25 protein-coding genes are annotated in these 25,835 nt (G+C 72.7%); 18 read left to right on the forward strand and 7 right to left on the reverse strand.

Annotation, left to right across the window (positions count from 1 at the left end):
- Nucleotides 1-114 precede the first annotated feature (114 nt).
- Both ACQPYA_RS24540 and ACQPYA_RS24545 read right to left on the reverse strand, forming a co-directional pair.
- Entirely contained in the window at nucleotides 115-960 is an 846-nt protein-coding gene (locus ACQPYA_RS24540; RefSeq protein ID WP_433529443.1) for a siderophore-interacting protein, read from the reverse strand.
- A gap of 234 nt (nucleotides 961-1,194) precedes the next feature.
- Entirely contained in the window at nucleotides 1,195-2,454 is a 1,260-nt protein-coding gene (locus ACQPYA_RS24545; protein ID WP_433529444.1) for a deoxyguanosinetriphosphate triphosphohydrolase, read from the reverse strand.
- 234 nt (nucleotides 2,455-2,688) lie between these two features.
- On the opposite strand from ACQPYA_RS24545, the gene ACQPYA_RS24550 reads away from it, so the two are divergent.
- Entirely contained in the window at nucleotides 2,689-3,189 is a 501-nt protein-coding gene (locus ACQPYA_RS24550; protein WP_433529445.1) for a roadblock/LC7 domain-containing protein, read from the forward strand.
- Nucleotides 3,190-3,274: 85 nt separating this feature from the next.
- On the opposite strand, the gene ppdK is transcribed toward ACQPYA_RS24550, so the two are convergent.
- Nucleotides 3,275-5,983, reverse strand: a complete 2,709-nt coding sequence (gene ppdK / locus ACQPYA_RS24555) for a pyruvate, phosphate dikinase (protein WP_433529446.1) — start codon at nucleotides 5,981-5,983, stop codon at nucleotides 3,275-3,277.
- A gap of 316 nt (nucleotides 5,984-6,299) precedes the next feature.
- Between ppdK and ACQPYA_RS24560 the strand changes: the two genes are divergently transcribed.
- The 9 genes from ACQPYA_RS24560 to ACQPYA_RS24600 all read left to right on the forward strand — a co-directional run bounded on the left by ACQPYA_RS24560 (nucleotide 6,300) and on the right by ACQPYA_RS24600 (nucleotide 16,265).
- The gene (locus ACQPYA_RS24560; RefSeq protein WP_433529447.1) at nucleotides 6,300-8,021 is read left to right on the forward strand and encodes a beta-N-acetylhexosaminidase; all 1,722 of its coding nucleotides are present in this window, start codon (nucleotides 6,300-6,302) and stop codon (nucleotides 8,019-8,021) included.
- Nucleotides 8,022-8,726: 705 nt separating this feature from the next.
- Nucleotides 8,727-9,389 carry a C39 family peptidase gene (locus tag ACQPYA_RS24565; protein WP_433529448.1) on the forward strand — a complete coding sequence of 221 codons (663 nt, stop codon included), beginning with the start codon at nucleotides 8,727-8,729 and terminating at the stop codon, nucleotides 9,387-9,389.
- A gap of 262 nt (nucleotides 9,390-9,651) precedes the next feature.
- The gene (locus ACQPYA_RS24570) at nucleotides 9,652-10,563 is read left to right on the forward strand and encodes a ribokinase (RefSeq protein WP_433529449.1); all 912 of its coding nucleotides are present in this window, start codon (nucleotides 9,652-9,654) and stop codon (nucleotides 10,561-10,563) included.
- Nucleotides 10,564-10,568: 5 nt separating this feature from the next.
- Nucleotides 10,569-11,597, forward strand: a complete 1,029-nt coding sequence (locus ACQPYA_RS24575; RefSeq protein WP_433529450.1) for an ABC transporter permease — start codon at nucleotides 10,569-10,571, stop codon at nucleotides 11,595-11,597.
- A gap of 54 nt (nucleotides 11,598-11,651) precedes the next feature.
- The gene (locus tag ACQPYA_RS24580) at nucleotides 11,652-12,671 is read left to right on the forward strand and encodes a substrate-binding domain-containing protein (protein WP_433529451.1); all 1,020 of its coding nucleotides are present in this window, start codon (nucleotides 11,652-11,654) and stop codon (nucleotides 12,669-12,671) included.
- 4 nt (nucleotides 12,672-12,675) lie between these two features.
- Nucleotides 12,676-14,220 (forward strand): sugar ABC transporter ATP-binding protein, encoded by a 1,545-nt coding sequence (locus tag ACQPYA_RS24585; protein ID WP_433529452.1) that lies wholly within the window; start codon nucleotides 12,676-12,678, stop codon nucleotides 14,218-14,220.
- A complete protein-coding gene (rbsD, locus tag ACQPYA_RS24590; RefSeq protein ID WP_433529453.1) occupies nucleotides 14,217-14,672 on the forward strand; it encodes a D-ribose pyranase in 456 nt (151 codons plus the stop codon). Before ACQPYA_RS24585 ends, rbsD begins: the two co-directional genes overlap by 4 nt.
- A gap of 42 nt (nucleotides 14,673-14,714) precedes the next feature.
- Complete coding sequence (gene deoC, locus ACQPYA_RS24595; RefSeq protein WP_433529454.1) at nucleotides 14,715-15,419, forward strand: deoxyribose-phosphate aldolase; 705 nt, start codon at nucleotides 14,715-14,717, stop codon at nucleotides 15,417-15,419.
- Between the two features lie 78 nt (nucleotides 15,420-15,497).
- Nucleotides 15,498-16,265 carry a GntR family transcriptional regulator gene (locus ACQPYA_RS24600; protein WP_433529455.1) on the forward strand — a complete coding sequence of 256 codons (768 nt, stop codon included), beginning with the start codon at nucleotides 15,498-15,500 and terminating at the stop codon, nucleotides 16,263-16,265.
- Nucleotides 16,266-16,283: 18 nt separating this feature from the next.
- Here the strand turns inward: ACQPYA_RS24600 and dusB are convergent, their stop codons facing one another.
- The gene (gene dusB / locus ACQPYA_RS24605) at nucleotides 16,284-17,375 is read right to left on the reverse strand and encodes a tRNA dihydrouridine synthase DusB (RefSeq protein ID WP_433533599.1); all 1,092 of its coding nucleotides are present in this window, start codon (nucleotides 17,373-17,375) and stop codon (nucleotides 16,284-16,286) included.
- A gap of 230 nt (nucleotides 17,376-17,605) precedes the next feature.
- On the opposite strand from dusB, the gene ACQPYA_RS24610 reads away from it, so the two are divergent.
- The gene (locus ACQPYA_RS24610; protein ID WP_433529456.1) at nucleotides 17,606-18,583 is read left to right on the forward strand and encodes a type IV toxin-antitoxin system AbiEi family antitoxin domain-containing protein; all 978 of its coding nucleotides are present in this window, start codon (nucleotides 17,606-17,608) and stop codon (nucleotides 18,581-18,583) included.
- Nucleotides 18,584-18,695: 112 nt separating this feature from the next.
- On the opposite strand, the gene ACQPYA_RS24615 is transcribed toward ACQPYA_RS24610, so the two are convergent.
- The 3 genes from ACQPYA_RS24615 to ACQPYA_RS24625 all read right to left on the reverse strand — a co-directional run bounded on the left by ACQPYA_RS24615 (nucleotide 18,696) and on the right by ACQPYA_RS24625 (nucleotide 21,261).
- Nucleotides 18,696-20,075: a glycine--tRNA ligase gene (locus ACQPYA_RS24615; protein WP_433529457.1), complete on the reverse strand. Its 1,380-nt coding sequence runs from the start codon at nucleotides 20,073-20,075 to the stop codon at nucleotides 18,696-18,698.
- Between the two features lie 114 nt (nucleotides 20,076-20,189).
- Complete coding sequence (locus ACQPYA_RS24620; protein WP_433533600.1) at nucleotides 20,190-20,663, reverse strand: Rv0361 family membrane protein; 474 nt, start codon at nucleotides 20,661-20,663, stop codon at nucleotides 20,190-20,192.
- Between the two features lie 259 nt (nucleotides 20,664-20,922).
- Nucleotides 20,923-21,261, reverse strand: a complete 339-nt coding sequence (locus ACQPYA_RS24625) for an antibiotic biosynthesis monooxygenase family protein (RefSeq protein ID WP_433529458.1) — start codon at nucleotides 21,259-21,261, stop codon at nucleotides 20,923-20,925.
- Between the two features lie 29 nt (nucleotides 21,262-21,290).
- Between ACQPYA_RS24625 and ACQPYA_RS24630 the strand changes: the two genes are divergently transcribed.
- From ACQPYA_RS24630 to ACQPYA_RS24660, 7 genes are all read left to right on the forward strand, one after another.
- Nucleotides 21,291-21,548 (forward strand): hypothetical protein, encoded by a 258-nt coding sequence (locus ACQPYA_RS24630; protein ID WP_433529459.1) that lies wholly within the window; start codon nucleotides 21,291-21,293, stop codon nucleotides 21,546-21,548.
- 68 nt (nucleotides 21,549-21,616) lie between these two features.
- Nucleotides 21,617-22,597, forward strand: coding sequence for a metal ABC transporter substrate-binding protein (locus tag ACQPYA_RS24635; RefSeq protein ID WP_433529460.1), 981 nt, complete (start codon nucleotides 21,617-21,619; stop codon nucleotides 22,595-22,597).
- A complete protein-coding gene (locus tag ACQPYA_RS24640) occupies nucleotides 22,594-23,358 on the forward strand; it encodes a metal ABC transporter ATP-binding protein (RefSeq protein WP_433529461.1) in 765 nt (254 codons plus the stop codon). Before ACQPYA_RS24635 ends, ACQPYA_RS24640 begins: the two co-directional genes overlap by 4 nt.
- Nucleotides 23,355-24,224: a metal ABC transporter permease gene (locus ACQPYA_RS24645; RefSeq protein WP_433529462.1), complete on the forward strand. Its 870-nt coding sequence runs from the start codon at nucleotides 23,355-23,357 to the stop codon at nucleotides 24,222-24,224. The genes ACQPYA_RS24640 and ACQPYA_RS24645 overlap by 4 nt, the downstream gene beginning before the upstream one ends.
- A 37-nt stretch (nucleotides 24,225-24,261) precedes the next feature.
- Nucleotides 24,262-24,561, forward strand: coding sequence for an ArsR/SmtB family transcription factor (locus ACQPYA_RS24650; RefSeq protein ID WP_204005657.1), 300 nt, complete (start codon nucleotides 24,262-24,264; stop codon nucleotides 24,559-24,561).
- A gap of 129 nt (nucleotides 24,562-24,690) precedes the next feature.
- The gene (locus ACQPYA_RS24655) at nucleotides 24,691-25,089 is read left to right on the forward strand and encodes a Fur family transcriptional regulator (RefSeq protein ID WP_433529463.1); all 399 of its coding nucleotides are present in this window, start codon (nucleotides 24,691-24,693) and stop codon (nucleotides 25,087-25,089) included.
- Nucleotides 25,090-25,161: 72 nt separating this feature from the next.
- On the forward strand, nucleotides 25,162-25,779 hold the full coding sequence (locus tag ACQPYA_RS24660) for a hypothetical protein (protein WP_433529464.1): 618 nt from the start codon (nucleotides 25,162-25,164) through the stop codon (nucleotides 25,777-25,779).
- Nucleotides 25,780-25,835 lie beyond the last annotated feature (56 nt).

Here is a 25,835-nt window from a genome sequence, read left to right on the forward strand (position 1 = left end):
GACGCGGGTAAGGAAGGGCCCCCTGTTAACGCCTGCGGTAGAGGAAGGGCCCCCTCCTAACACACCCTGGGGTGGCCGGGAGGGGACCTGCTGACAGCCGGGGGCGGCGCGGTCTCAGCCGAGCGGGGTGAGGGCCGGGGCCTGCTCGTCGGCCTCGACCTGGCGGTTCCAGTCGGACTTGGTGGCCCGCCAGCCCTCGTCGTCCAGGCCACGACGCCAGTAGCCGGAGATGGAGAGCCACTCGCTGGGCACGCCGCGCTCGACCCGCAGCAGCCGGCGCAACTGGCGGACGAAGTTCGCCTCGCCGTGCACGAAGGCGTGCACCAGGCCGGGCGGGAAGTCGAGCCCGCGTACCGCGGCGACCAGCGCCTCGCCCACCGGGGCCCCGCCCCGGTGCAGCCAGGTCAGGCGTACCTCGCCGGGGCTGGGCAGCGGCTGCTCGTCGGCCGGGCCGTCGACCTCGACGAAGACGTGTGCCGGCGCGCCGGCCGGGAGGCGGGCCAGGGAGGTGGCGATCGCCGGCAGCGCGCTCTCGTCGCCGACCAGCAGGTGCCAGTCGGCGTCCGGGCTCGGCGCGTACGCCCCGCCGGGGCCGACGAACATGACCTCGTCGCCGGGGCGCAGCGCCGCCGCCCACGGGCCGCCCAGCCCCGCGTCGCCGTGGTGCACCACGTCGACGGTGATCTCCCCCGCCACCGTGTCCCAGTCCCGCACGGTGTACGCGCGCAGCCGGGGCCACTGCTCGCGCGGCAGGTCACGACGCATCGCGGCGAGGTCCAGCGGGCCCGAATACGCCACTCCGGCCGCCGGGAGGACGAACTTGATGTAGTGGTCGGTGAACTCGCCGACCGGCAGGCCGACCAGTTCCTCCCCGCCGAGCAGCAGCCGGACCACGTGCGGGGTGGGCCGGTCGGTTCGCAGCACGCGGACAGAGGTGATCTTCACTGGGCGCTCCGTCATGTGGTTAGGCTAACCTAACTCGCCGGGTCGTTGTCCAGCCGGGCGGAATGTTCCGCCGCCACGCCGCCCACCCGGCGATCAGCCACCGCGCCGGTCGACCCCGCCGGCCGCCGTGCCGGTCGAGCCTGCCAGCCACCGCGCCGATCAAGCCCGCCGGCCGCCGTGCCGACCGGGCCGGCCAGGCGGACGGGTCAGCCGGGCGGACGGGTCAGCCGGGCGTGCCAGCCGGACGGGTCAGCCGGGCCCGCCAGCTGGACGGGTCAGCCGGGCGTGCCAGGCCAGCGCGGCCGGGTCGGTCAGCGAGGCCACCTGGTCGACCACCACCCGCAGCCGGGCGGCGTCGTCGGGGGCCGCCCGCCACAGCGGGGCGAAGACCGGGTCGAGCAGCTCCGGCGCCCCGTCGACCAGCACCCCGACCAGGTCGGTGAGGATCTCCCGTTGCCGCTCGCGGCGGCCTAGCGCGTCGGGCCGGCGCATCACGTACCGCAGGGCGATGCCCTTGAGCAGCGCACACCGGGCGCGCAGCGGCCGGGGCACGACGAGGTCGGCGGCGTACCGGCGGTGCGGCCCGGGACCGAACCGGGCCGTGGTGGCGGCCACCGCGGTTGCCACGAAACGGCCGGTCAGCACGCTGGTGGTGGCCTTGAGCGCGGCCTGGGCACGGTGGCTGCCGTCGTACCCCGCCAGCGGGACGAGCACCGGGTCGGCGAGCAGCTCCACCAGCACCTCGCCGAGGTAGCCGGGCGACTCGGTCGAGTAGACGGCGGCCACGTCGGCGCAGAGGGCCGCCCGCTCGTCGGCGTCGGCGAGCAGCGGCCCCAGCGTCAGGTACCCGCCGTGGATGCCGTCCTCCACGTCGTGCACCGAATACGCCACGTCGTCGGCCCAGTCCATCACCTGCGCCTCCAGGCAGCGCCGCTCGCCGGCCGGCGCCCCCTCCCGCAGCCAGGCGAAGACCGGCAGGTCGTCGGCGTACGCCCCGAACTTGCGCCGGCCCGGCCGGCGCGGCCACGGGTACTTGGCGACCGCGTCGAGCGAGGCGCGGGTGAGGTTCAGCCCGGCGGACGCGCCGTCCGGGGCGTACACCTTGGCCTCCAGCCGGGTGAGTACGCGCAGCGTCTGCGCGTTGCCCTCGAACCCGCCGCAGGCGGCGGCGACCGCGTCGAGCGCGTCCTCGCCGTTGTGCCCGAACGGCGGGTGCCCGAGGTCGTGGGCGAGCCCGGCGGCGTCCACCACGTCCGGGTCGCAGCCCAGCCGCGCGCCCATCTCCCGCCCGATCTGCGCCACTTCCAGCGAGTGGGTCAGCCGGGTACGCAGGAAGTCGTCCGTGCCCGCCGTGTGCACCTGGGTCTTCGCGGCGAGCCGGCGGAACGCCGCCGAGTGCAGCACCCGGGCCCGGTCCCGCTCGTACGGGGACCGGCCGGGCCCGTCGTCCTTGGCCGGCTCCACCACCCACCGCGCCACGTCCGCCCCGGACAGCTCGGCGCTGGTCATGCCGGCACCCCTTCGCGACGACGGTCCTCGGGCGAGTCTCAGGTTACGCCCGGCCGAGCCGTACGCCGCACCCGCGACCTGCGCCGGACGGGTCCACATCCTCCGATCAGACGAGAGTTGTCGACCGATTGCCGACGGTCACGGGATCGCGCAGATCGACGGCCACGGGTAGCCTCGCCATCGCGGAACGTCACCTGTTGCGGCGGAGACACGACCGGTGGGAGAGACACGCTCGTGAACGCGGAAACGATGATGGGCACCGAGCTGCGGGGGCTGCGCCGACGCCGCCCCGAGATCGCCGGCACGGTACTCGCCGGCACGGACGGCCTGTTGATCTCCAGCGACCTACCCACCACGGACGCCACCCACCTGGCGGCGCTCGCCGCGGCCAGCTTCGGCCTCGGCCACCGGATGGCGGCCACCGTCCGGCAGGGGGAGTTCCACGAGTCCGTGGTGCACACCGCGGCCGGCTGCGTGGTCACCTACCCGGCCGGCCGGGACGCCCTGCTGACCCTGGTCGCCGACCCCGGGGCGGATCTGGCGGCGCTGCGCGCCGAGGCGCGGGGGGTGGTCCACCGCGCCGGCCCGGCACTGGCCGCCTGCCGCCGTCCGACCCTGCTCCCCCACCCGCCGGACCCGCACGCCCCACTGGCCACCCGCACCCCGATGGCCACCCTGCCGAACGAACGGCCACACCGGGACCCGCGCATCACCTGGCGCCGGCCACCGATCTGAGCCGGAGCCGGCCACCGATCTGAGCCGGGGCCGACGGGCGATCTGAGCCGGGCCGGCGGGCGACACCGTCCGCCGGCCCGTTCGCTCAGCGGCTGTCCGAGCCGGCGGTGACGATCGCGGCCCGACCGGCCTCCAGCCGGGCCACCGGCACCCGGAACGGCGAGCAGGAGACGTAGTCCAGCCCGACGGCGTGGAAGAAGTGCACCGAGTCCGGGTCGCCGCCGTGTTCGCCGCAGACGCCGAGTTTCAGCCCGGGGCGGGCGGCCCGGCCCTCCTCCGTGGCGATCCGCACCAGCCGGCCCACCCCGTCGGCGTCGATGGACTCGAATGGTGAGATGCCGAAGATGCCCAGCTCCAGGTAGCGCCAGAAGAACGCGCCCTCCACGTCGTCGCGGGAGAAGCCCCAGGCCATCTGGGTCAGGTCGTTTGTGCCGAAGGAGAAGAACTGCGCCGCCTCGGCGATCTGCCCGGCGGTCAGCGCCGCCCGGGGCACCTCGATCATCGTGCCGATCAGCACCTCGACGTCGCTGCCGCCGACCACCTCGGCGATGATCTTCTCGGCCTCGGCGCGTACCGTCTCCAGCTCCTGGACCGCGCCGACCAGCGGCACCATGATCTCGGGGTGGGCGCGCAGGCCCTGGCGCGCGCACTCCACCGCGGCCTCGGTGATCGCCCGGACCTGCATCGCGAAGAGGCCGGGGATGACCAGGCCGAGACGTACGCCGCGCAGCCCCAGCATCGGGTTCTGCTCGTGCATCCGGCGCACCGCGGCGAGCAGCGCCTCCTCCTTGGCGACGTCCTCGCCGCGCTCCTGGGCGACCGCCACGTCGACCGCGAGCTGCTCCAGCGGCGGCAGGAACTCGTGCAGCGGCGGGTCGATCAGCCGGACGGTCACCGGCAGCCCGTCCATCTCCCGGAAGATCTCCACGAAGTCCGCCCGCTGCAACGGCAGCAGCGCGGCCAGCGCGTCGCCTCGCTCGGTCTCGTCGCGGGCCAGGATCAGCCGCTCGACCAGCTCGCGCCGGTCACCGAGGAACATGTGCTCGGTACGGCAGAGCCCGATGCCCTCGGCGCCGAACCGCCGGGCCCGCGCGGCGTCGCCGGCGGTGTCGGCGTTGGTGCGGACCGCCAGCCGCCGCTGCGCGTCGGCGTGCGACATGATCCGGTGTACGGCCTTGACCAGCGCGTCGTCGGTGGTGGCCGGGTCGAGTTGGCCCTCGAAGTACTGCACCACCTCCGACGGGGTGGCCGGCACCTCGCCCAGGTAGACCTTGCCGGTGGTGCCGTCGATGGAGACCACGTCCCCCTCGGTGACGGTCCGCCCGGCCACGGTGAACCGCCGCTTCGGCACGTCGATGTCCAGCTCGTCGGCGCCGGAGACGCAGGTCTTGCCCATCCCCCGGGCCACCACCGCGGCGTGGCTGGTCTTGCCGCCGCGCGAGGTGAGGATGCCGCGCGACGCGATCATGCCGTTCAGGTCGTCCGGGTTGGTCTCCCGGCGCACCAGGATGACCGCCTCGCCCTCACCGGCCAGCTCGACCGCGCGGGCCGAGGTGAAGACCACCTTGCCGACCGCCGCGCCCGGTGAGGCGCCGATGCCGGTGGCCACCGGCTGCAACTCGTGGTCGAGCTGGAACCGCGGGAACATCAGCTGGGCCAGCTGGGCACCGTTGACCCGGTGCAGCGCCTCGTCGAGGTCGATCAGGCCCTCGTCGACCAGCTGGCCGGCGATGACGAACGCGGCGGCGGCGGTGCGCTTGCCGACCCGGGTCTGCAACATCCACAGCTTGCCGTGCTCGATGGTGAACTCGATGTCGCAGAGGTCCTTGTAGTGCCGCTCCAGCCGGGCCATGTAGTCGAGCAGCTCGTCGTAGGCGGGTTTGTCGATCCGCTCCAGCTCCTGCAACGGCACGGTGTTGCGGATGCCGGCGACGACGTCCTCGCCCTGGGCGTTGGCCAGGTAGTCGCCGTAGATGCCCTGCGCCCCGCTGGCCGGGTCGCGGGTGAAGGCGACCCCGGTGCCGGAGTCCGGGCCGAGGTTGCCGAAGACCATCGCCACCACGTTGACCGCGGTGCCGAGGTCGGCCGGGATCCGCTCCTGCCGGCGGTAGACCACCGCCCGCTCGGCGTTCCACGACTCGAACACCGCCCGGATGGCCAGGTCCAGCTGCTCGCGCGGATCCTGCGGAAACTCCCGCCCGGTGTGCTTGCTGAAGATCTTCTTGTACGCCTCGACCAGCCCGCGCAGGTCGTCCGCGTCCAGGTCCAGGTCGTCGGTGGTGCCCCGGGCGCGCTTGGCCTCGTCGAGCGCGTGCTCGAACTCCTCGCCCGGCACCTCGCAGACGGTCTTGCCGAACATCTGGATCAGCCGCCGGTAGGAATCCCACGCGAACCGCTCGGAGCCGCCGGCCTGGGCGGCCAGGCCGACCACCGAACGGTCGTTGAGCCCGACGTTGAGGACGGTCTCCATCATCCCGGGCATGGAGAACTTCGCCCCGGACCGCACCGAGACCAGCAGCGGGTCCTCCGGGTCGCCGAGGCGTCGGCCCATCTCCCGCTCCAGCGCGGCCAGGTGGGCGGCGGTCTGGTCGGCCAGCCCGGCGGGCTCCTCGCCGGTCGCCAGGTACGCCTTGCACGCCTCGGTGGTGATGGTGAAGCCGGGCGGAACCGGCAGGCCGAGGTTGGTCATCTCGGCCAGGTTGGCTCCCTTGCCGCCGAGCAGGTCCTTGAGATCCTTGTTGCCCTCGGCGAAGTCGTAGACGTACTTGTGTTCGGCCGTCTCTTGTGCTGCCACCAAAGCCTCCCGCGCGCCCAGATTGACACTTAACGAAGGTTCAGTTCTCAGGTACCCCGGAGCCGACCACCGGTAATCCGGGGAGCTGTGCCGATCGGTGGGCGAAGGCTAAGCGAACAACGCGGGGGGCGGGAGCATTCGGTGACAATAGGCACAGCAATCACGACTATCCGCGTTCGCGACGGTTTTTGGGAACGCTTCCATGCGCACTATTACGCAACGGCCAACCTCCTCGTACCCTTGACCGCACGCACCGTCACCACACCTCGCACCATTGCCACAACCGCCGCGAATACACCCCCTCGGAGCCGTCCTCGTGTCCTCCCCCGCCAGCACCGCACCGGAGCCGCTCGACCCGCTCGACCCGGCACACCCGCTCGACCCGGGTCGCCCGGGCGACGCCGTGGTGGCCTCGGGGCGTACCGCCGGGGAGCTGGCGGGGGCGGCGGAGCGGGAGGCGACGGCGCTGCTCACGCCCCCGGCACCGGTCCGGCTGGGCGACGTGGTGCCCGCGCCGGAGCGGGTCACGCCGGACGGCACCGCCGACCACCTGCTCGCCGCCGACGCGGTGATCCGGGTCAGCGCCGACCCGGCCGCGCTGGCCGTCGCCGAGCAGCTCGCCGCGCTGCTGCGGCCGGCCACCGGGTACCCGCTGCCGGTCACCGACACCGCCGGGCCCGCGCCGGCCGGCGGCATCGCCCTCCACCTGGCCGGCGACACCGAACTCGGCGCGGAGGGCTACCGGCTCGACGTCACCACCGGCGGGGTACGCATCACCGCCGGCACCGCCGCCGGGCTGCACCACGGGGTGCAGACGCTACGGCAGCTGCTCCCCGCCGCCATCGAGAGCGCCACGCCGGTCGCCGAGCGGTGGGTGCTGCCCGGCGGGTCGATCCTCGACCGCCCCCGGTACCCGCACCGGGGCGCGATGCTCGACGTGGCCCGGCACTTCTTCGGCGTCCCCGACGTGCTGCGCGTGATCGACCACCTGGCCCGGTACAAGCTCAACCGGCTGCACCTGCACCTCACCGACGACCAGGGCTGGCGGATCGCGGTCGACTCCTGGCCGGCGTTGGCCACCGTCGGCGGGGCCAGCGAGGTCGGCGGCGGTCCCGGCGGGCACTACACCCGGGACGACTACCGGCGCATCGTGGCGTACGCCGCCGCCCGGCACATCACCGTGATCCCCGAGATCGACCTGCCCGGCCACACCAACGCCGCGCTGGTCGCGTACGCCGAACTGGCGCCGGAGCGGATCGCGCCGCCGCCGTACACCGGCACCGAGGTCGGGTTCAGCTACGTCGACCCGGCCAGCGAGCGGACGTACGACTTCGTCGCCGACGTGCTCGGCGAGCTCGCCGCGCTCACCCCCGGTGAGTGGCTGCACATCGGCGGCGACGAGGCGTTCAAGGTCCCCGCGCAGGTGTACGCCAGCTTCGTCGAACGGGTGCAGCGGATCGTCGCCGGGCTCGGCAAGTCGGTCGTCGGCTGGCACCAGATCGCCCCGGCCGCGCACGCCGACGGGCGGCTTCTCCAGTGGTGGGGCACCAGCGGCGACGACCCGGCCACCGCCGACGCGGTACGCCGGGGCGCCCGGCTGATCCTCTCTCCCGGCAACCACGCCTACCTCGACATGAAGTACGCCCCGGAGACCCCGATCGGGCAGGACTGGGCCGGCCTGATCGACGTGCGACGGGCGTACGACTGGAATCCGGCCGCCCACCTGACCGACGTGCCGGCCGAGGCGGTGCTCGGCGTCGAGGCGCCACTCTGGACCGAGTCGGTGACGACGCTCGCCGAGATCGAGTTCATGCTGTTCCCCCGACTCCCCGCAATCGCCGAGCTGGGCTGGTCCCCCCGGTCCACCCACGACTGGGACCGGTTCCGGGAGCGCCTGGCCGGGCACGGCGCGCGGTGGACGGCCGCCGGGATCACCTTCCACCGCTCCCCCGAGGTGCCCTGGCCGGCGCAGCCGAGCATCCCCGCGCCCCGGCGGGGTTCGCCGGATCACGCCCCGACGCGATCCGCCCGCGACTGACCGTCGGCGGATAACCTGCCATCCGCCGGCCGAAAGCGGACACACCGGTGGCCGCGCCCGCGACGGCCCGGTCCAGGTCGGCCCGCGGGCAGTCGGGGCGGCCACCGCCAGCGCCACGGCTCAGCTCCGTCCGGCGCGGCCGGGTAGGGGTCCCGTGCCCGCTGGCCGGTGGTTGCTCGCCGGTCGCGCCTGGCACAGGCGGCTCGGCTCGTAGGACCAGGCCGCCGATCCTCCCCGGCCCGCCGGGGCCAGGGACGGCGGGCCCGCATCGAACGGCGCCGACCCGATGGGACCAACCTCCCGCCCGCACCGAGGCGGTACCGGTGTCCGGATCGGCTGGTGTCGGCCATGCCGGTGGGCGGTGTCCGGATCGGCCTGGGTGTGCCGTACCCGGATGTCCGGTATCAGCCCGGCCGGGTGGTGGTCCGGGTCACCGCCGGGCCGGAATCATGCCCGGCCCCGGGTCGTTGAACATGGCGTAACCGCGACGCTCTCCCGCGCCGCACCGCGACGCCCCGGGCGCCGCACCGGGCTGGCCGGAATGAACCCCCGCCCCGGGTCGTTACACCTCTCCCGGACGTCACGAGCGCTCCCCCCGGGATCGCCGACGTACCGGATCGACTTTCCCCCTCCGCACGGTCCCGCCGCATCCCCCGTCCGCGGCACGGGCCGCGCACACCCCCGAACGGAAGGCGTGAACTCATCATGGCTACCACCATCCTGCGTAAGACCGCCCTCACCATCGCCGCTGCCGCCGCCACCACCGCCGGCATCGCCGGCCCCGCCATCGCCGCCCAGGCCACCCCCGGCACCCAAGCCGCCACCGCCTCCGTGCAGGCCGACCGCAAGACCAGCGGCGAGCGCGAGCTGAACGTCCGCTACGAAGCCCAGCCGAACTTCTACTACTGCGGCCCCGCCGCCGCCCGTAACGCCCTCTCCGTGCAGGACAAGAACATCGACGTCGACACCATGGCCAAGGAGATGGGCACCACCGAGAACGGCACCGACTCCATCAACGACATCACCCCGGTCCTGAACAAGGAGACCGGTAAGGACGTCTACAAGTCGGTAGAGATCCCGGCCGCGAAGGCCGACAGCAAGCTCACCGACAAGCTCCGTGACGACATCGTCCGCACCGTCGACGACGGCCGCGCCGTGGTCGCCAACATCGCCGGTACCGCAACCGACACCGACGGCACCAGCCACAGCTTCGAGGGCGGCCACTACATCAGCGTCGTCGGCTACCGCGACAACGGCAAAACCGTCACCATCGCCGACTCCGCCAACCCCGACCAGGCCTCCTACCGCATGAGCGTGGACAACCTCGCCAACTGGATCGCCACCCGCGGCTACACCGCCACCAGCTGACGATCCACCCATCCACAAGCGTTAAGAAGGGACCCTTCACCTACAGCAGGCGTTAAGAAGGGTCCCTTCCTTACCCGACCCGGGCCGTCCCCGTTCAGGGGGCGGCCCTTTGGCGTTCCTGCGGTGGTCTGGGCAGGTCAGAGCGGGTTCCAGGTTTCGAGAACGTTTCCTGAGAACAACCACGAGGCTATTGACACCCCGGTTCGACCGACCGTAGGGTCCCCCCAAGTTGTACATGGTTGTCCATGAACAAGAGGCGAACATGAAGATCGCAGTGGTTGGCAGCTACGGCGCGGGGCTCACCATGCGGGTGCCCCGGGCGCCCGTCGCCGGCGAGACCCTCTCCGGTGGCCGCTTCGCCTCCGGGCACGGTGGCAAGGGGTCGAACCAGGCCGTGGCCGCCGCCCGCCTCGGCGCGGAGGTCAGCTTCCTCACCGCCGTCGGGCGGGACCAGTTCGGCGACGCGGCCCGCCGGCTCTGGGCCGAGGAGGGAATCGACGCCGGGGCGGTCCGGACCGCCGACGCGGCCACCATGGTCGGGTTCATCCTGGTGGACGACGACGGCGAGAACCGGATCTCGATCGCGCCGGGCGCGCTCGACGAGCTGACCCCCACCGACGTCGACGGCTTCGCCGACCGCATCGCCGAGGCGGACCTGACCGTGGTCAGCCTGGAGATCCCGCTGCCCGCCGCGCTCGCGGCACTCCGCACCGCCCACGAGCGCGGGGTACGCACGCTGCTCAACCCCGCCCCGGCCCGGGCGCTGCCGGACGAGGCGTGGGAGTGGATCGACGTGCTCACCCCCAACGCCAGCGAGGCCCGGGTGCTCACCGGCCTGGACCCGGAGGACACCACCGGTGCCGAACAGCTGGTGGAGCTGCTCCGAGCCCGCTACACCGGCACCGTCGTACTGACCCTCGGCGCCGAGGGCGCCCTCGTGGACCGCGGCGGGCGACGGACCCGGATCGCGCCGGTCGCCGTCCCCCGGGTCGTCGACACCACCGGCGCCGGCGACGCCTTCACCGGCGCGCTCGCCGTCGCCCTGACCCGGGGTGACGACCTCACCGACGCGGTCCGGTACGCCGCTGCGGCCGGCGCCCACGCCGTCGGAGTCGCCGAGGTGATTCCCGCCCTGCCCGGCCCGGACGATGTCGCGGCCCTGTTGAGGAGATGAGAGAAATGGCCCAGATGACCGCGCCGGCGGCACCTCCGACGGCGGCCGTCGCCCACCCCGGCAACCCCTCGCCGCTGCGGCGTTTCCTGCACGCCCGCGAGTCCAGCACCTTCCTCGCGCTGGTCGTGCTGTTCGCGCTGGGCACCCTGATCGCACCGGGCTTCGTCGGGACCGACAATTTCCTCACCGTCGGCCAGCAGGTCGCGCAGATCGGCATCATGGCGATCGGGGTCACCTTCGTCATCATCAACGCGGAGATCGACCTCTCCGTCGGCTCGATCTACGGCCTCGGCGCGGTCGTCGCCGGCCTGCTGATGACCTCGGACGTCGCCTGGCCCCTCGCGGCCCTCGGCGGGATCGCCGCCGGCGCGGTCGCCGGCCTGCTCAACGGCCTGATGACGGTGGGCTTCGGGATCCCGTCCTTCATCGTCACCCTCGGCACCCTGAGCGTCTACCGGGGAGTGGCCCTCCTGCTCAGCGGCGGGTCACCGATCTCCCTGTCCAGCAACGACCCCAACGTCGCCGAGTTCAACCTGCTCGGCCAGGGCAAGCTCGTCGGCCTGCTGCCGATGCAGTTGGTCATCTTCGCTCTCGTCGCCGTGCTCGGCGCGATCGTGCTCTCGCGCTCACGCTACGGTTTCCACACCTACGCCGTGGGTGGCAGCGCCGAGGCCGCCCGGCTCTGCGGCATCAACACGGGCCGGGTGAAGGTTGCCGCCTTCACCCTCTCGGGCACCCTCGCCGGCCTCGCCGGCGTGCTCGGTCTCTCCTTCCTCTCCTACGTGCAGGGCGTCACCGGCACCGGAATGGAACTCACCGCCATCTCCGCCGTGATCATCGGTGGCGCCGCCCTGTTCGGCGGCTCCGGGACCATGCTCGGCACCGTCATCGGCGTCGCGTTCATCGGCGTCCTGCAGAACATCCTCAACCTGCGCGGCATCTCCTCCTTCTGGCAGACGGTGGCGACCGGCGCGGTGATCATCCTCGCCGTGGCCGCCGACAACTGGCTGCGCAGGCGCTCCGGGCGGCGCTGACCCGCGTCGGCACGCGCCCAACCCCGTTCCCCCACACCGCAAGGAGCCACCCTGATGAGACTCACCCTCGGACGCCGGGTCGCGGTCGCCGCGACCCTCGGCCTGGCGCTGCTGGCGAACGCCGCCTGCGGCGCGGTCACCCCCGCCGGCAACGCCACAAGCGGCGACGGCGGTTTCCAGCTCGCCGACTACATCAAGGACGCCGTCGAGAAGGGCGACCCCCTCAAGATCCGGCTCAGCTACCACGACCCGTCGCTGGCCTTCGCCGTGCCGATCCGGCAGGGCATGGAGCGGGCGGCCAGGGAACTCGGGGTCGAGGCGCAGATGATCGGCCCGACCGGCGGCAACGCCGCCGACCAGGTCGCCGAGTTGCAGACCCTGATCAACCAGAAGCAGATCCACGGCCTGGCCGTCTCGTCGGCCAGCAACGACGCCCTCAAGCCGGTCATCGCCCAGGCGTACGACGCGGGCATCCCGATCATCTCGTTCAACACCAACAACCCGGAGTCCAAGCAGATGGGCTTCGTCGGGCAGGACCTCGTCGCCTCGGGCGAGTCGCTGGCCAAGGAACTGCTCGGGGTGCTCAACGGCACGACCGGCAAGGTCGTGGTGGTCTCCGTCGACTCCGGCGCCGGCTGGTCCAACGACCGCTTCTCCGGCTTCCAGACCGGCGTGCAGGACTCCGGCCTACAGATCGTCGGGCCGGTGAACACCGGCAACGAGCCGAGCGCCGCCTACAACACGATCGAGTCGACGATGGCGGCGCAGCGCGACGCGATCGCGCTGGTCTCCCTCGACTGCTGTAGCTTCACCGCGGGCGCCAAGTGGCTCCAGCAGTCCGGCAACGTCGGCAAGATCCGCTCAGTCGGCTTCGACGTGCAGCCGCAGACGGTCGAGTACCTCAAGAACGGCGTGGTGGACCTCAGCATCAGCCAGGGCCCGGCCGAGCAGGGCTACCAGGCGGTCAAGCTGCTGGCCGACTTCCTGAAGAACGGCACGGAGATCAAGGACGTGGACACGGGCGCGCTCGTGGTCACCCGAGACAACGTGGCCGACGTGCCGGTGGAGGGCTGAGCCGATGACCGGCCCGGCCATGATCGCCGCTCCGACGGTCGCCGCCGTCGAGGTGACGGGCCTGTCGCGGCACTTCGGAGCCGTCCGAGCCCTACAGGACGTGACCCTGGGCGTCCCCGCCGGCAGCCTCACCGCCGTGATGGGCGAGAACGGCGCCGGCAAGTCGACGCTCATGAAGATCCTGGCCGGGCTGGACAGCCCCACGACCGGCACCGTGCGGGTGGACGGGGACGAGGTGCGCCGGTTCGACCCGGCCACGCTGCTGAGCCGGCACCGGGTCGCCCTGGTGCCGCAGGAACTCGCCCTCGCCCAGGACCGCACGGTCGCCGAGAACATCATGCTCGGCGCGGAGCCCGGATCCCGTCCCTTCCCCCACCGCCGCCGGATCGACGAGGGGGCCGCGCAGCTGCTGGACCGGCTCGCCGTACGGGTCGACCCCCGGCGTACCGTCCGCCACCTGGACGCCGCCACCCAACAGTTGGTGGTCATCGCCCGCTCCCTGGCCCGCGAGGCGCGGCTGCTGATCCTCGACGAGCCGACCTCGATCCTGTCTCCGGCGGAGTCGGACCGGCTCTTCGAGGTGATCCACTCGCTGCGGGCCGCCGGGGTGACGATGCTGTACGTCTCGCACCGGATGCCCGAGGTGTTCGCCCTCTCCCAGCACATCCACGTGCTGCGTGACGGCCGGCACGTCGGGCACTGGCCCACCGCGCAGGTCGACCCGGACACCGTGGTCGCCGCGATGGTGGGGCGGGAACTCGCCGCCGAGTTCGCCCGGCACGACACCCCCGCCCCCGCGGCCACGGCCACCGCACGGCTGCGGGTGCGCGGCGTCTCCGGCGACGGCTTCACCAGCGTCGACCTGGATGTCGCGCCGGGCGAGGTGGTCGGCGTGGCCGGCCTGCCCGACAGCGGCCGGGTCGAGTTGCTGCGCGGCATCTTCGGCGCGGACCGCGTCAGCGGCGGAAAGCTGACCCTGGACGGTGCGGCGTTCATCCCGAGGACGCCCCGGGACGCGATCGACGCCCGGGTGGCGTACCTGCCGGGCGAACGCCGGCAGCAGGGAATCCTGCCGACGATGAGCGTCGCCGACAACGTCAACGTCCTGGCGCTCGGCCGCCGGCAGCGGCTCGGCCTGCTGCGGCGGCGGGCCCTGCGCCGCGACGCCGACACCCGGGCGCGCGAGCTGCGGGTGAAGACCCCGTCCACCGCGCAGGGCATCACCCAGCTCTCCGGCGGTAACCAGCAGAAGGCGTTGCTGGCCCGGTGGTTGTCCATCGAGCCCCGGCTGATGTTGCTGGACGAGCCGACCCGTGGCGTCGACGTCGGTGCCAAGGCGGAGATCTACCGGCTGTTCCGCAACCTGGCCGACGGCGGGGTCGCGATCCTCGTCTCCTCGTCGGACCTGCCCGAACTGCTGACCGTCAGCGACCGGATCGCCGTCATGGCCGCCGGACGCCTGGTCGGCGTCATCCCCGCGGCGGAGGCCACCGAGGAGAAGGTGATGGCCCTGGCCACCGGCGCGCACACCATGAAGGAGAAGGCATGAAACGCAGGGGCGTGCTCAACGCCGAACTGTCCGGGGCGCTGGCCACGCTCGGCCACACCGATCTGCTGCTCGTGGTCGACGCCGGCTTCCCGATCCCGCGTACCGCCCACCGCATCGACCTGGCCCTCGCCGAGGATCTGCCGCCGCTCACCACCGTGCTCGACCTGGTCGCCGACGAGATCATCGTCGAGGGCGTGGTGGTCGCCGAGGACGTCACCACCCACAACAAGCCGCTCGCGGACTGGCTGGGCCAGCGCTTCCCGGGCGTACCGCTGAGCACCCGGCAGCACGCCGAGATGCTCGGCGACCTGGCCCACCAGGCCAAGGCGATCGTCCGGACCGGGGCCTTCAACCCGTGGGGCAACGTCGGACTGGTCTGCGGCGTGGACGTGCCGCGCTGGTTCGACGAGCCCGGAGTCATCGTGCCCGACTACTACCGGGACCGGATGTAGCGGCGCGCCCCCGCGTCACCACGTACCACATTGGAGAAGAACGTGAGCACTGCCATCCTGGCCGACACCGTCACCCCCGCCGCGTTGGCCCCCTACATCCAGCACACCCTGATCGAGACCGGAGTGACCCGGGACCGGATCGTGGCCCACGCGGAGGAAGCCGTCCGGTACGGCTTCAACGCCGCGATGGTGCCCGGGTCCTGGGTACCGGAGGTCGCCGAGGTGCTGCGCGGCACCGGCCTCGAGGTCGCGTCGGCACTGGACTTCCCCTCGGTCGGGGTGACCACCAGCGCCGGAAAGGCCGCCGAGGCGGAGAGCCTGGTCCGGGCCGGCGCCACCCAGATCGACATCGGGGTGCAGATCGGCTGGCTCAAGAGCGGGCGGTACGACGCGTTCCGCGACGACATCGCCGGGGTGGTCCGGGCCGCCGGGGTGCCGATCAAGGTGATGCTCGAACTGCCGCTGCTCACCCCGGCCGAGCGGGATCTCGCCGTACGGCTGGCCGTCGAGGCCGGGGCCGCCGTGTTGAAGAACGCCAGCAGCGGCACCGTCGAGGTGGCCAACCCGGACAGCATCGCCTACCTGGTGGCGCGGGCACCGGAGGGCGTCACAGTCAAGGCGTCCGGCGCCATCAAGTCGTTCGACCAGGCGGTCTCCCTGCTGCGCGCCGGTGCGGTGCTGCTGGGCACCAGCGCCGGGGTGGCTATCGTCACCGACACGACCGACGACCAGACGACGAGCTACTGAGCCACCGTCGCCCCTCGGCCCGAGCGACCGCACCACGATCGGCGTCGAGGGGCGACGGTCCCCACGGTGGAAGGTGACATGTCCGACCAGTTGCACCCGGCCGAGGCGTCCGACCAGCTCGACCGCGACGCACCGGTGCCCCTGCACGCCCAGGTGTCGGAGCAGATCCGGGCCCGGATCCTGTCCGCCGAGTGGCCGCCGCACTACCGGCTACGGAGCGAACCCGAGCTGGCCGCCGAACTCGGCATCTCCCGGGGCACCCTGCGCCGGGCCCTGTCCACGCTCATCCGGGACGGCCTGCTGGTGCAGGTCCGGGGCCGCGGCACCTTCGTCACCTCCACCGCGATCGAACCCTCCATCGCCCAGAAGCTGACCACCCTGTCCGAGGACTTCGCCCGGCAGGGCGTCACGGTCACCACCCAGGTGGTCTCCCACGAGGTCATGCCCGCGCCGTCGCCGGTGGCGGCGCTGCTCGACCTGCGCCCCGGCCAGTCGGTGCTCCGGCTGGAGCGGCTCCGCGCCGTCGCCGCCGGCCCGGTGGCCTGGCTCGTCAACTACGTACGGGTCGACCTCGCGCCCGGCCTGGAACGGGCCGACCTGGCCGACCGCTCCCTGTTCGGGCTGCTGGAGAACGAGTACGGCCTGAAGATCAGCACCGGTCGGCGCACCTTCACCGCGACCGCCGCCACCGGCCGGACGGCGGAGGCGCTCCGGGTGCCGGAGAACTTCCCGCTGCTCTACCTGGAACAGATCACCTATCTCGACGACGGCCGGCCCATCGAGTACTCCGACGTGTGGATCCACAGCGAGCGGATGCGCGTCACCTCCCTGCTCTCCCGCCGCTGACGAACCCCGACCGACCCGTCAGCCGCCGGAGTCGTCCAGCTCGGCGCCCTCGGGGACGGTGTCGTCGTCGCGGCTGGCCAGCCAGCCGTCGGGCAGGAAGACCTTGCCCGGGGAGTTGGTCCGCCCGCGCGGCTGGCCCAGCGTCTCCACCGGGAACGGCACGGTCGGGTCCAGCTTGCCGAGCAGGTCGTCCAGCTGGGCCAGGCTGTCGATCATCGCCAGGGCGCGGCGCAGCTCGCTGCCGACCGGGAAGCCCTTGAGGTACCAGGCGACGTGCTTGCGGAAGTCGGTGCAGCCATCCCGCTCGCCCCGGGCCGCGTTGCGCGCCCCGGCGGTGAACTGCTCCACCAGCAGCTCGGCGTGCCGGCGCATGGTCACCGCCACCTCGCCGAGGGTGGGTAGCCGCCGCTCGGTGCGACCGGTGAAGGCGGCCTCCAGGTCGGCGAAGAGCCACGGGCGGCCGAGGCAGCCACGCCCGATCACCACCCCGTCGACGCCGGTGTGCGCCACCATCCGCAGCGCGTCGTCGGCCTCCCAGACGTCGCCGTTGCCGAGCACCGGCACGTCGAGCGCCTGCTTGAGAGCGGCGATGGCGTCCCAGTCCGCGGTGCCCGAATAGCGCTGTGCGGCCGTACGCCCGTGCAGGGCGACCGCGGCGACGCCGGCCTCCTGCGCGGCGAGCCCCGCCTCGACGTACGTCAGGTGGTCGTCGTCGATGCCCTTGCGCATCTTGACCGTGACCGGCACCCCGGCGGGCGACGCGGCGTCCACCGCGGCCCGCACCAGGCGGGCGAAGAGCCGGCGCCGCCAGGGCAGCGCCGCACCGCCACCACGGCGGGTGACCTTCGGCACCGGGCAACCGAAGTTGAGGTCGATGTGGTCGGCGAGATCCTTCTCGACCACGATCCGCACGGCGGCGGCGGTGGTCTCCGGGTCGGTGCCGTAGAGCTGGAGGCTGCGCGGGCTCTCGTCCGCCCCGAACGCGATCATCCGCAGCGTCTTCGGGTTCCGCTCGACCAGCGCAACCGTGGTGATCATCTCGCAGACGTAGATGCCGCCGCCCTGTTCCCGACAGAGCTGCCGGAACCCGGCATTGGTGATCCCGGCCATCGGCGCCAGCACCACCGGCGGCCACACCTGATACCGCCCAATCCTCAGCACCGCCCAAGTGTAAGGAAGGGCCCCCTCTTAACGCCTCGTGCATAGCAGGGGCCCCCTGTTAACGCGACGCATAACACATGCGGGGCGGCGGCGGGGCGTCGTCCACAGCACGTCCGGCTGTCCACAGGTAGCGGGATCGAGGCAGCGGGCAGTGGAGGGCGCCGCCGATGCTGCGTCTCATGCGTACGCACCCACCCGAGTTCTCCGAGCTGGCCGAGCGGCAGCAGCAGATCGTCACCCGCGCCCAGTTGCTGGCCACGGGCTTCGACGACATGTACCTGTACCGGCAGACCCGACGCGGCCTGTGGCAGCGGATCCTGCCCGCAACGTACGCCCTGGTCACCGGCACCTTGACCGATGAGCAGCGGCGGATCTCGGCGGCCCTGTACGCCGGCGGCGAGGCACAGCTCACCGGCCTGGCCGCGCTGACCTGGTACGGCTTCCGACAGAGCCCGCGGAGCGACGCCGTACACCTGATCGTGCCGCATCACGCGCGCCGCAAGTCCGCCGGCCACGCGGTGATCTCGCGCGCCCTGGCCCTGGACGACCGGGCCCGGGCCACGCCGCTGTACCCGGTCTGCTCGCCCGCCCGTGCCGTGGTGGACGCGGCGCGCGACCTGCGACAGCTGCGTCCGGTGCGCGCGGTCGTCGCCGAGGCCATCCAGCGGGGGTACGCCGACCTCGCGTCCCTGGACGAGGAGATCCGGCGGGCCCGACGGAGCCGGACGGCGCTGGTCAGGAAGGCGTTCGCTGAGGTGTCGCAGGGCACCCGGTCGGCGCCCGAGGCCGAGATTCGGGAGCGCCTCGCGGGAAGCCCGGTGCTGTCGGAGATCCACTGGAATCCCCGCCTGCGGGACGCGGGCGGGGAGTCGTTGCCGACGCCCGACGGCTACCTGCCCGACGCTGCGGTGGCGTTGGAGGTCGACTCGCAGGAATACCACTTCCGGCCCGCCGACTGGGCGCGCACGCTCGACCGACACAACGAGCTGAGCCGGCGCGGCGTCCTGGTCCTGCACTTCACGCCCGCCCAGATCCGCCGCGACCCGCGTCGCGTCCGCCAGCTGGTAGAGGACGCGTGCGAGTCCCGGCGCGGCCTCGGCGCCACCGTCCGGCTGCGGATCGACCCGCCGCACGTACCCGAGCCCCGAAGCCGCTGAGCCCCCACTCCCCGCGCCCCGGCGCCGCCCGGCCCCGGCGGTGCCGGTGGTGGATGTTAAAAGGGGGCCCCTCCTCTACGCCAGGCGTTAAGAAGGGGCCCCTCCTTACATGTCAGCAGCCGGGGAGGTGGGTGATCAGGTAGGGCTCTACCTGATCCAAGGGGATGCGCTGCTGGGTCATGGTGTCCCGGTTGCGGATGGTCACCGCGTTGTCGTCGAGGGTGTCGAAGTCGACCGTGACGCAGAACGGGGTGCCGATCTCGTCCTGGCGGCGGTAGCGGCGGCCGATCGCCTGCGAGTCGTCGAACTCGACCACCCAGCGCTTGCGCAGGTCGGCGGCGAGCTGCTTGGCCTTGGGCGAGAGCGCCTCGTTGCGGGACAGCGGCAGCACCGCCACCTTGACCGGGGCCAGCCGCGGGTCGAAGCGCATCACCGTGCGCTTGTCCACGCCGCCCTTGGTGTTCGGCGCCTCGTCCTCGTCGTACGCCTCCAGCAGGAACGCCAGCACCGCGCGGGTCAGGCCGGCGGCCGGCTCGATCACGTACGGGACCCAGCGCTCGCTCTTGGTCTGGTCGAAGTACGACAGGTCGACGCCGGAGTGCTTGCTGTGCGTGGAGAGGTCGAAGTCGGTGCGGTTGGCGATGCCCTCCAACTCGGCGAACTCGGTGCCGCCGAACTGGAACCGGTACTCGATGTCGACGGTGCGCTTCGAGTAGTGGGAGAGCTTCTCCTGCGGGTGCTCGTAGAAGCGCAGGTTGTCCGGGGAGAGGCCGAGGTCGATGTACCAGTTCCAGCGCTCCTGGAGCCAGTACTCGTGCCACTGCTCGTCGGTGCCCGGCTCGACGAAGAACTCCATCTCCATCTGCTCGAACTCGCGGGTCCGGAAGATGAAGTTGCCCGGGGTGATCTCGTTACGGAACGACTTGCCGGTCTGCGCGATGCCGAACGGCGGCTTCTTGCGGGCGACCGTCTCGACGTTCTTGTAGTTGACGAAGATGCCCTGGGCCGTCTCCGGGCGCAGGTAGTGCAGGCCCTCGTCGCTCTCCACCGGGCCGAGGTAGGTCTTCATCAGGCCGTTGAACATCCGCGGCTCGGTGAAGGTGCCCTTGTTGCCGCAGTTGGGGCAGTTCAGCTCGGCCAGCGAGGTCGGCGGGCGGCCGTGCTTGGCCTCGTACGCCTCCTCCAGGTGGTCGGCACGGAACCGCTTGTGGCAGGACTGGCACTCGGTCAGCGGGTCGACGAAGGCCTCCAGGTGGCCGGAGGCGGCCCAGACGTCCCGGGCCAGGATCACCGCGGAGTCCAGGCCCACCACGTCGTCGCGCTGCTGGACCATGGTCTTCCACCACTGCCGGCGGACGTTCTCCTTGAGCTCCACGCCGAGCGGACCGTAGTCCCACGCCGACCGGGTGCCTCCGTAGATCTCGCTGGAGGGAAAGACGAAGCCCCGGCGCTTGGCGAGGCTGACGACGGCGTCGATACGGTCGGCTGGCATTTTTCCTCCTACGCCGACTGGCGGTCGGCGGGGACCTGATGGGATGGGCTGGCACGGTTCGGGACAACCGTACGACCGGTCTGCTCCCGAGCCCAGCACATTACCCGCGGCCGGTCAGTTGACTCCGCAGACCTCCATGCTGCCCGTCTCCTGGTCCTGCTTGAGCACGACCTGCTGGCGCTCCTGCCCGCCGCCCACGTAGGTCACGTCCACCGGCACGGTCAGCGTGCGGGTGTCCACCTCGCCGACCCGGTAGGAGGCGATCTGCGGCTCGGCGGCTGCCCGGCGCTCGAACTCGGGCCGGGACTCGCGCCGTTTGGCCGGCTCGCAGAGCTGGTCGTACGCGCGGCCGTACTCGCCATTGGACAGTGCCCGGTAGTAGTCGCCGGAGACCGTGCGGCCCTGCTCCGCAGCGGCCTGCACCGAGCTGACCAGCAGGCCGAACACCGCGGCGCCGCCACCACCGCAACAGAGCAGCAGGGCCAGCGCTCCGGCCCCGAGGCCGAGCCAGAGCCGGGACCGGCGGCCCTCGGTCGGTGGCGCCGCGAACGGCGGGGCCACCCCGGGCCCGGGCGGCGGTGCCGGCACGCCCGACTCGGACCACCCCGGCGGCGGGGGCGGGACGGAGCCGTCCGGCGCGGGCCCGGCGGGGCTGCCGGTGGCCGGGACGCCGGGACTGCCGGGTGGCGGGACGCCGGGACCGCCGGTGAGCGGGACGCCGGACGCGGCCGGCGCGGCGTCGGTCTCGCCCGGGACCTGCGGTCCCTGCTGGCCGGGTAGCGGGGGGTGTGGTGGTGGGGCTCCCGGTCCGGGGTGGGTCATAGGAGCCACAGTAGTGCCCGGCGGCTCAGCGGTAAGGACCCGCAGCGCGATCGCTGGCGACCACCACCACGTCCCCGCCGGGCGGGGCGCTGGCCAACGCCTCGTACGCGGAGGGCTCGTCGACGCTCTCGGCGAGCAGCGGCACCGCCGTGACCTTGACGTCGAAGCCGCCGAGAGCCCGGCGGTAGGCGCCGACCGACTCCCACTCGGTGACCAGGCACCAGTGCCGGGGGTCGTCCAGCGCCCGGACCAACTGGCCGCGCAGGTAGCCGGGCCGGGCGGCGAGCGCCGCCAGCGCCGCGTGGGCCCGGGCGGTGAACGCCTCGGCGTCGTCGTCGACCACGAACCGGTTGGTCACCAGCACCGGGCTCTCCTCCTCGTAGAGTCTGTGGAATGCAGCGTACGCAGAGCGGGATCACCGGCCGGCTGGCCCGGGCCAACCCGACGACGGTGTTCCTGGTCACCCTGCTCCTGGTGCTGGTGGCGTTCTTCACCCCGGGGGTGCTCGGCGGGCTGTTCACCCTGCTGCTCGCCGGGGCGATCGCCGCCCTGCTGGTCACCACCTGGCGGGTGCAGACCCCACCGACCCGGGCGATCCGGCTGTTGGCGCTGACCCTGCTGGTCACCGCCGGCCTGGTGAAGCTGCTCTGAGGGCTCCAACCGGACATGCAAGCATGCGTTTTTGACAATCATTGTCGTTGTCGCGGAGAGTCGGTGTCATGACCTTCCGCACCACCCCGCGTGCCCTGGCCGCCACCACGGCCGCCCTGCTCGCCCTGGCCGGCGTCACCGCCTGCTCGACCGACGGCGGCCCGGCCGGCGCCGACCCCGATCGGGTCGACGTGGTGGCCGGCTTCTACCCGTTGCAGTTCCTCGCCGAGCGGATCGGCGGCGACGCGGTGGCGGTGACCAACCTGGCCCGCCCCGGCGCCGAGCCGCACGACCTGGAGCTGAACCCCCGTCAGGTCGGGCAGATCAGCGAGGCGAAGCTGGTCGTCTTCCTGCACGGCTTCCAGCCCGCGGTGGACGAGGCGGTGGAGCAGAACGCCGGGGACCGGGCCTTCGACGTGGCGACCGTCCAGCCGCTGCTGGACGCCACCGCCGGCGGCCACGACCACGACCACGACGGCGAGGAGGAGCACGCCGACGAGCCGGAGCACGCCGAGGAGACGTCGGGCGACGCCAAGGACCCGCACGTCTGGCTCGACCCGACCCGGCTGGCCACCATCGGCGACCAGTTGGCCGAGCGGCTCGGCGGGATCGACCCGGACCGGGCCGGCGAGTACACCCAGCGGGCCGCCGCCCTGCGCACCGAGCTGGCGCAGCTCGACACCGAGTTCACCGAGGGGCTGAAGACCTGCCAGCGCCGGGAGATCGTGGTCAGCCACACCGCCTTCGGCTATCTGGCGCAGAAGTACCAGCTGGAGCAGATCGGCATCACCGGGCTCTCCCCGGAGAACGAGCCGTCGCCGCAGCGGCTGGCCGAGGTCACCGAGGAGGCGCGCGAGCACGGCGCCACGACGATCTTCTTCGAGACGCTGGTCAGCCCGAAGGTCGCCGAGACGATCGCCCGCGAGGTCGGCGCGCAGACCGCGGTGCTCGATCCGATCGAGGGCCTGTCCGCGGAGAACGGCGCGGACTACCTTTCGGTGATGCGTACCAACCTGCAGACCCTGAGGACGGCGTTGAGCTGCTCGTGACACCTGAAGTCATCACCGTGGAGCACGGGGTGGTCGGCTACGACGGCCGCCCCGTGCTCCGTGACGTCTCGCTGACCGTGACCGCCGGCGAGGTCGTCGCGATCCTCGGCGCCAACGGCTCCGGCAAATCCACCCTGATCCGCGCCGTGCTCGGGCTGGTCCCGCTCAGCGCCGGCTCGGTGACCCTCTTCGGCCGGCCGACGCGCCGGTTCCGGCAGTGGCACCGCATCGGGTACGTCCCGCAGCGCCTCGGCGCGGGCAGCGGCGTACCGGCCACGGTGGCCGAGGTGGTGGCCTCCGGGCGGCTGGCCCGCCGGGGCGTGCTGCGCCCACCCGGACGCGCCGACCGGTCCGCCGTCGCCGAGGCGTTGCACGCCGTCGGCCTGGCCGACCGGGCGAAGGACCCGGTCGCCACCCTCTCCGGTGGGCAGCAGCAGCGCACCCTGATCGCCCGGGCGCTGGCCGGACGACCCGAGCTGCTGGTGCTCGACGAGCCGACGGCCGGGGTCGACGCGACCAGCCAGGAGGCGTTCGCCGGGGCGCTGCACGGCTTCGTCGACAGCGGCGGCACCGTGCTGCTGGTCGCCCACGAGCTGGGCCCGCTGCGCCCGTTGATCAGCCGCGCGGTCGTCGTACACCAGGGGGTCATCGCGCACGACGGCGCGGTGCCGGATCCGGCCGGGCACCACGCCGCGCCGGACCACGACCACGTGCACCCGCACGGTCCCGAGGAGCCCGCCGGGCTGTGGAGCACGCGATGAGCCTCTTCCAGTACGACTTCATGCTCCGCGCCCTGGTCGGCGCGCTGATCATCGGTCTGGCCGCACCGGCGCTCGGCATCTACCTGGTGCAGCGGCGGCTCGCCCTGATCGGGGACGGCATCGGGCACGTCGCGCTGACCGGCGTCGGCGCCGGACTGCTCTTCCAGACCTCCCCCGTGATCATGGCGGTGATCGCGGCCACCCTCGGCGCGATCGTCATCGAGCTGATCCGCGAACGCGGCCGCACCTCCGGCGACCTGGCGCTCGCCCTGCTCTTCTACGGCGGCATCGCCGGAGGCGTGGTCCTGGTGGGGCTCTCCGACAGCACCAGCGCCAACCTGAACGCGTACCTGTTCGGTGCGCTGACCACGACGTCCCGGGAAGACCTGATCACCATCGCGGTGCTCGGGGTGGCCGTGCTGGTCGCGATGATCGCGCTGCGGCCCGCGCTCTTCGCGGTCTGCCACGACGAGGAGTACGCCCGGGTCTCCGGCCTGCCGGTGCGTACCCTCAATCTGCTGCTCGCGGTGACCACCGCGATCACGGTGACCATCGCGATGCGGGCGGTCGGCGTCCTGCTGATCAGCGCGTTGATGGTCGTCCCGGTGGCCACCGCCCAGCAGGTCACCCGGGGATTCCGCGGCACCATGGCGGCGGCGATGGCCCTCGGCCTGTTCGCCGCCGGAGCGGGCATCTGGCTGGCGGCGATCGCCGACACCGCACCCGGCGCCTCGGTGGTGGTGCTCGCGATCGCCTCCTTCGTCGCGGTCACCCTGTTCGCCGCCGGCTGGCGCCGGCTACGCCGGGCGCGACCGGTGCCGACGCCCGCGCCCGAGCCGCACGAAGTGGTGCTCGGCGGAACCTGATACCGGCGGTCGTCCCGGGATTGGTTACCGTTGCAGCGTGACCAGCGGATCCAGCTACGACGCGTACGAGGGTGCCAGCGAACTCCTGCGCGCGCTCTCCGCGCCGATCCGGCTGGCCATCGTCAGCGAACTGGCCGGCGGTGAGCGCTGCGTGCACGAGCTGGTGGACAAGCTCGGTGTCGCGCAGCCGCTGGTCTCCCAGCACCTGCGGGTGCTCCGCGGGGCCGGCGTGGTGCGCGGCTCCCGGCGGGGCCGGGAGATCGCGTACACCCTGGTCGACGAGCACGTGGCGCACATCGTGGCCGATGCGGTCAGCCACGCCGGGGAGGGATCATGAGCAAACGAGTCGTCAACCAGGCCGGCATACTGCGAAGCGAGGTGACGGCATGAGCGAGCGCCAGCGAGCGAATCAGCAGCACCGTGCGGAGAACGCTCAGGCCGACGCCGAGCGAAGCGAGGTGACGGCATGAGCGAGAGCGGTACGGCCGTCCGCAACACCCGCCAGCGCTCGGCGGTGAGCGCCCTGCTGGCCGAGGTGGAGGGCTTCCACAGCGCCCAGGACCTGCACGCGATGCTGCGCGAGCGCGGCGAGCGGGTCGGCCTGACCACGGTCTACCGGACGTTGCAGAGCCTGGCCGACGCGAGCGAGATCGACGTGATGCGTCCACCCGGTGGCGAGAACCTCTACCGCAGGTGCAGCGAGGGGCACCACCACCACCTGGTCTGCCGGGTCTGCGGGCGGACCGTGGAGGTCGCCGGGCCGGCGGTGGAGACCTGGGCGGACCGGGTGGCGGCCCAGCACGGTTTCACCGACGTCAGCCACACCCTCGAAATCTTCGGCACCTGCCCAACCTGCACCTCCTGACCCGACGTTCCCGTCGGGAGGGCCGCCGGGCTCGGGATGCCGGGCGCGGTGGGGCGTGGCACGCTGTGCGGCGTGAAGATCTACGCTGATCGCTTTCCGACCGCGCTGCGGCAGCTTCTCACCGACCTGCTCGTCGTCGCCTGGGTGTACGCGACGATCCGGGGCGCGCTCTGGCTGCACGACCTGGTGCAGAAGCTGGCCGTACCCGGGCAGAAGCTGGAGGGGGCCGGCGGTGGGCTGGCCGACAACCTCGCCGAGGCCGGTGGCAAGGTCGGCCGGGTGCCGCTGGTGGGCGACGAGCTGACCGCACCTTTCCAACGGGCGGCCGGCGCGGCCCGCTCACTCGCCGAGGCCGGACGGGACCAGCAGGAACTCGTCGACCAGCTGGCCCTGGCGCTGGCCGTCGGGATGCTGATCGTGCCGCTCGGGCTGGTGCTGTTCGGCTGGCTGCCGCTGCGGGTGCGCTGGATGCGGCGGGCCGGCTCGGCGGCGGCGCTGGCCGCCGCGCCGGCCGGTCGGGACCTGCTGGCCCTGCGCGCCCTGGCCGGGCAGCCACTGCGCCGGCTCACCCGGATCTCCCCCGACGTGGCCGAGGCGTGGCGCCAGGGTGACCACGCCACCGTCGACGCCCTGGCCGCCCTCGAACTCCGCCGCCTGGGTCTCCACGACCCCCGCGCCCCCCGCCCCTGACCGCCCCACGCCCGGTCGGTGGTGCAACTTCGGGGATGTTGCTGTCTCGCCTGGCG

The sequence above is a fragment of the Micromonospora sp. CA-263727 genome (assembly GCF_050942455.1).
GTDB lineage: Bacteria > Actinomycetota > Actinomycetes > Mycobacteriales > Micromonosporaceae > Micromonospora.

Excerpts from the sequence above, each read along its gene's own strand:
- ACQPYA_RS24540 (WP_433529443.1), bottom strand. The coding sequence starts at position 960 with ATGACGGAGCGCCCAGTGAAGATCACCTCTGTCCGCGTGCTGCGAACC.
- ACQPYA_RS24545 (WP_433529444.1), bottom strand. The coding sequence starts at position 2,454 with ATGACCAGCGCCGAGCTGTCCGGGGCGGACGTGGCGCGGTGGGTGGTG.
- ACQPYA_RS24565 (WP_433529448.1), top strand. The coding sequence starts at position 8,727 with ATGGCTACCACCATCCTGCGTAAGACCGCCCTCACCATCGCCGCTGCC.
- ACQPYA_RS24570 (WP_433529449.1), top strand. The coding sequence starts at position 9,652 with ATGAAGATCGCAGTGGTTGGCAGCTACGGCGCGGGGCTCACCATGCGG.
- ACQPYA_RS24575 (WP_433529450.1), top strand. The coding sequence starts at position 10,569 with ATGGCCCAGATGACCGCGCCGGCGGCACCTCCGACGGCGGCCGTCGCC.
- ACQPYA_RS24580 (WP_433529451.1), top strand. The coding sequence starts at position 11,652 with ATGAGACTCACCCTCGGACGCCGGGTCGCGGTCGCCGCGACCCTCGGC.
- ACQPYA_RS24585 (WP_433529452.1), top strand. The coding sequence starts at position 12,676 with ATGACCGGCCCGGCCATGATCGCCGCTCCGACGGTCGCCGCCGTCGAG.
- rbsD (WP_433529453.1), top strand. The coding sequence starts at position 14,217 with ATGAAACGCAGGGGCGTGCTCAACGCCGAACTGTCCGGGGCGCTGGCC.
- ACQPYA_RS24600 (WP_433529455.1), top strand. The coding sequence starts at position 15,498 with ATGTCCGACCAGTTGCACCCGGCCGAGGCGTCCGACCAGCTCGACCGC.
- dusB (WP_433533599.1), bottom strand. The coding sequence starts at position 17,375 with ATGGCCGGGATCACCAATGCCGGGTTCCGGCAGCTCTGTCGGGAACAG.
- ACQPYA_RS24610 (WP_433529456.1), top strand. The coding sequence starts at position 17,606 with ATGCGTACGCACCCACCCGAGTTCTCCGAGCTGGCCGAGCGGCAGCAG.
- ACQPYA_RS24615 (WP_433529457.1), bottom strand. The coding sequence starts at position 20,075 with ATGCCAGCCGACCGTATCGACGCCGTCGTCAGCCTCGCCAAGCGCCGG.
- ACQPYA_RS24630 (WP_433529459.1), top strand. The coding sequence starts at position 21,291 with ATGCAGCGTACGCAGAGCGGGATCACCGGCCGGCTGGCCCGGGCCAAC.
- ACQPYA_RS24635 (WP_433529460.1), top strand. The coding sequence starts at position 21,617 with ATGACCTTCCGCACCACCCCGCGTGCCCTGGCCGCCACCACGGCCGCC.
- ACQPYA_RS24645 (WP_433529462.1), top strand. The coding sequence starts at position 23,355 with ATGAGCCTCTTCCAGTACGACTTCATGCTCCGCGCCCTGGTCGGCGCG.
- ACQPYA_RS24655 (WP_433529463.1), top strand. The coding sequence starts at position 24,691 with ATGAGCGAGAGCGGTACGGCCGTCCGCAACACCCGCCAGCGCTCGGCG.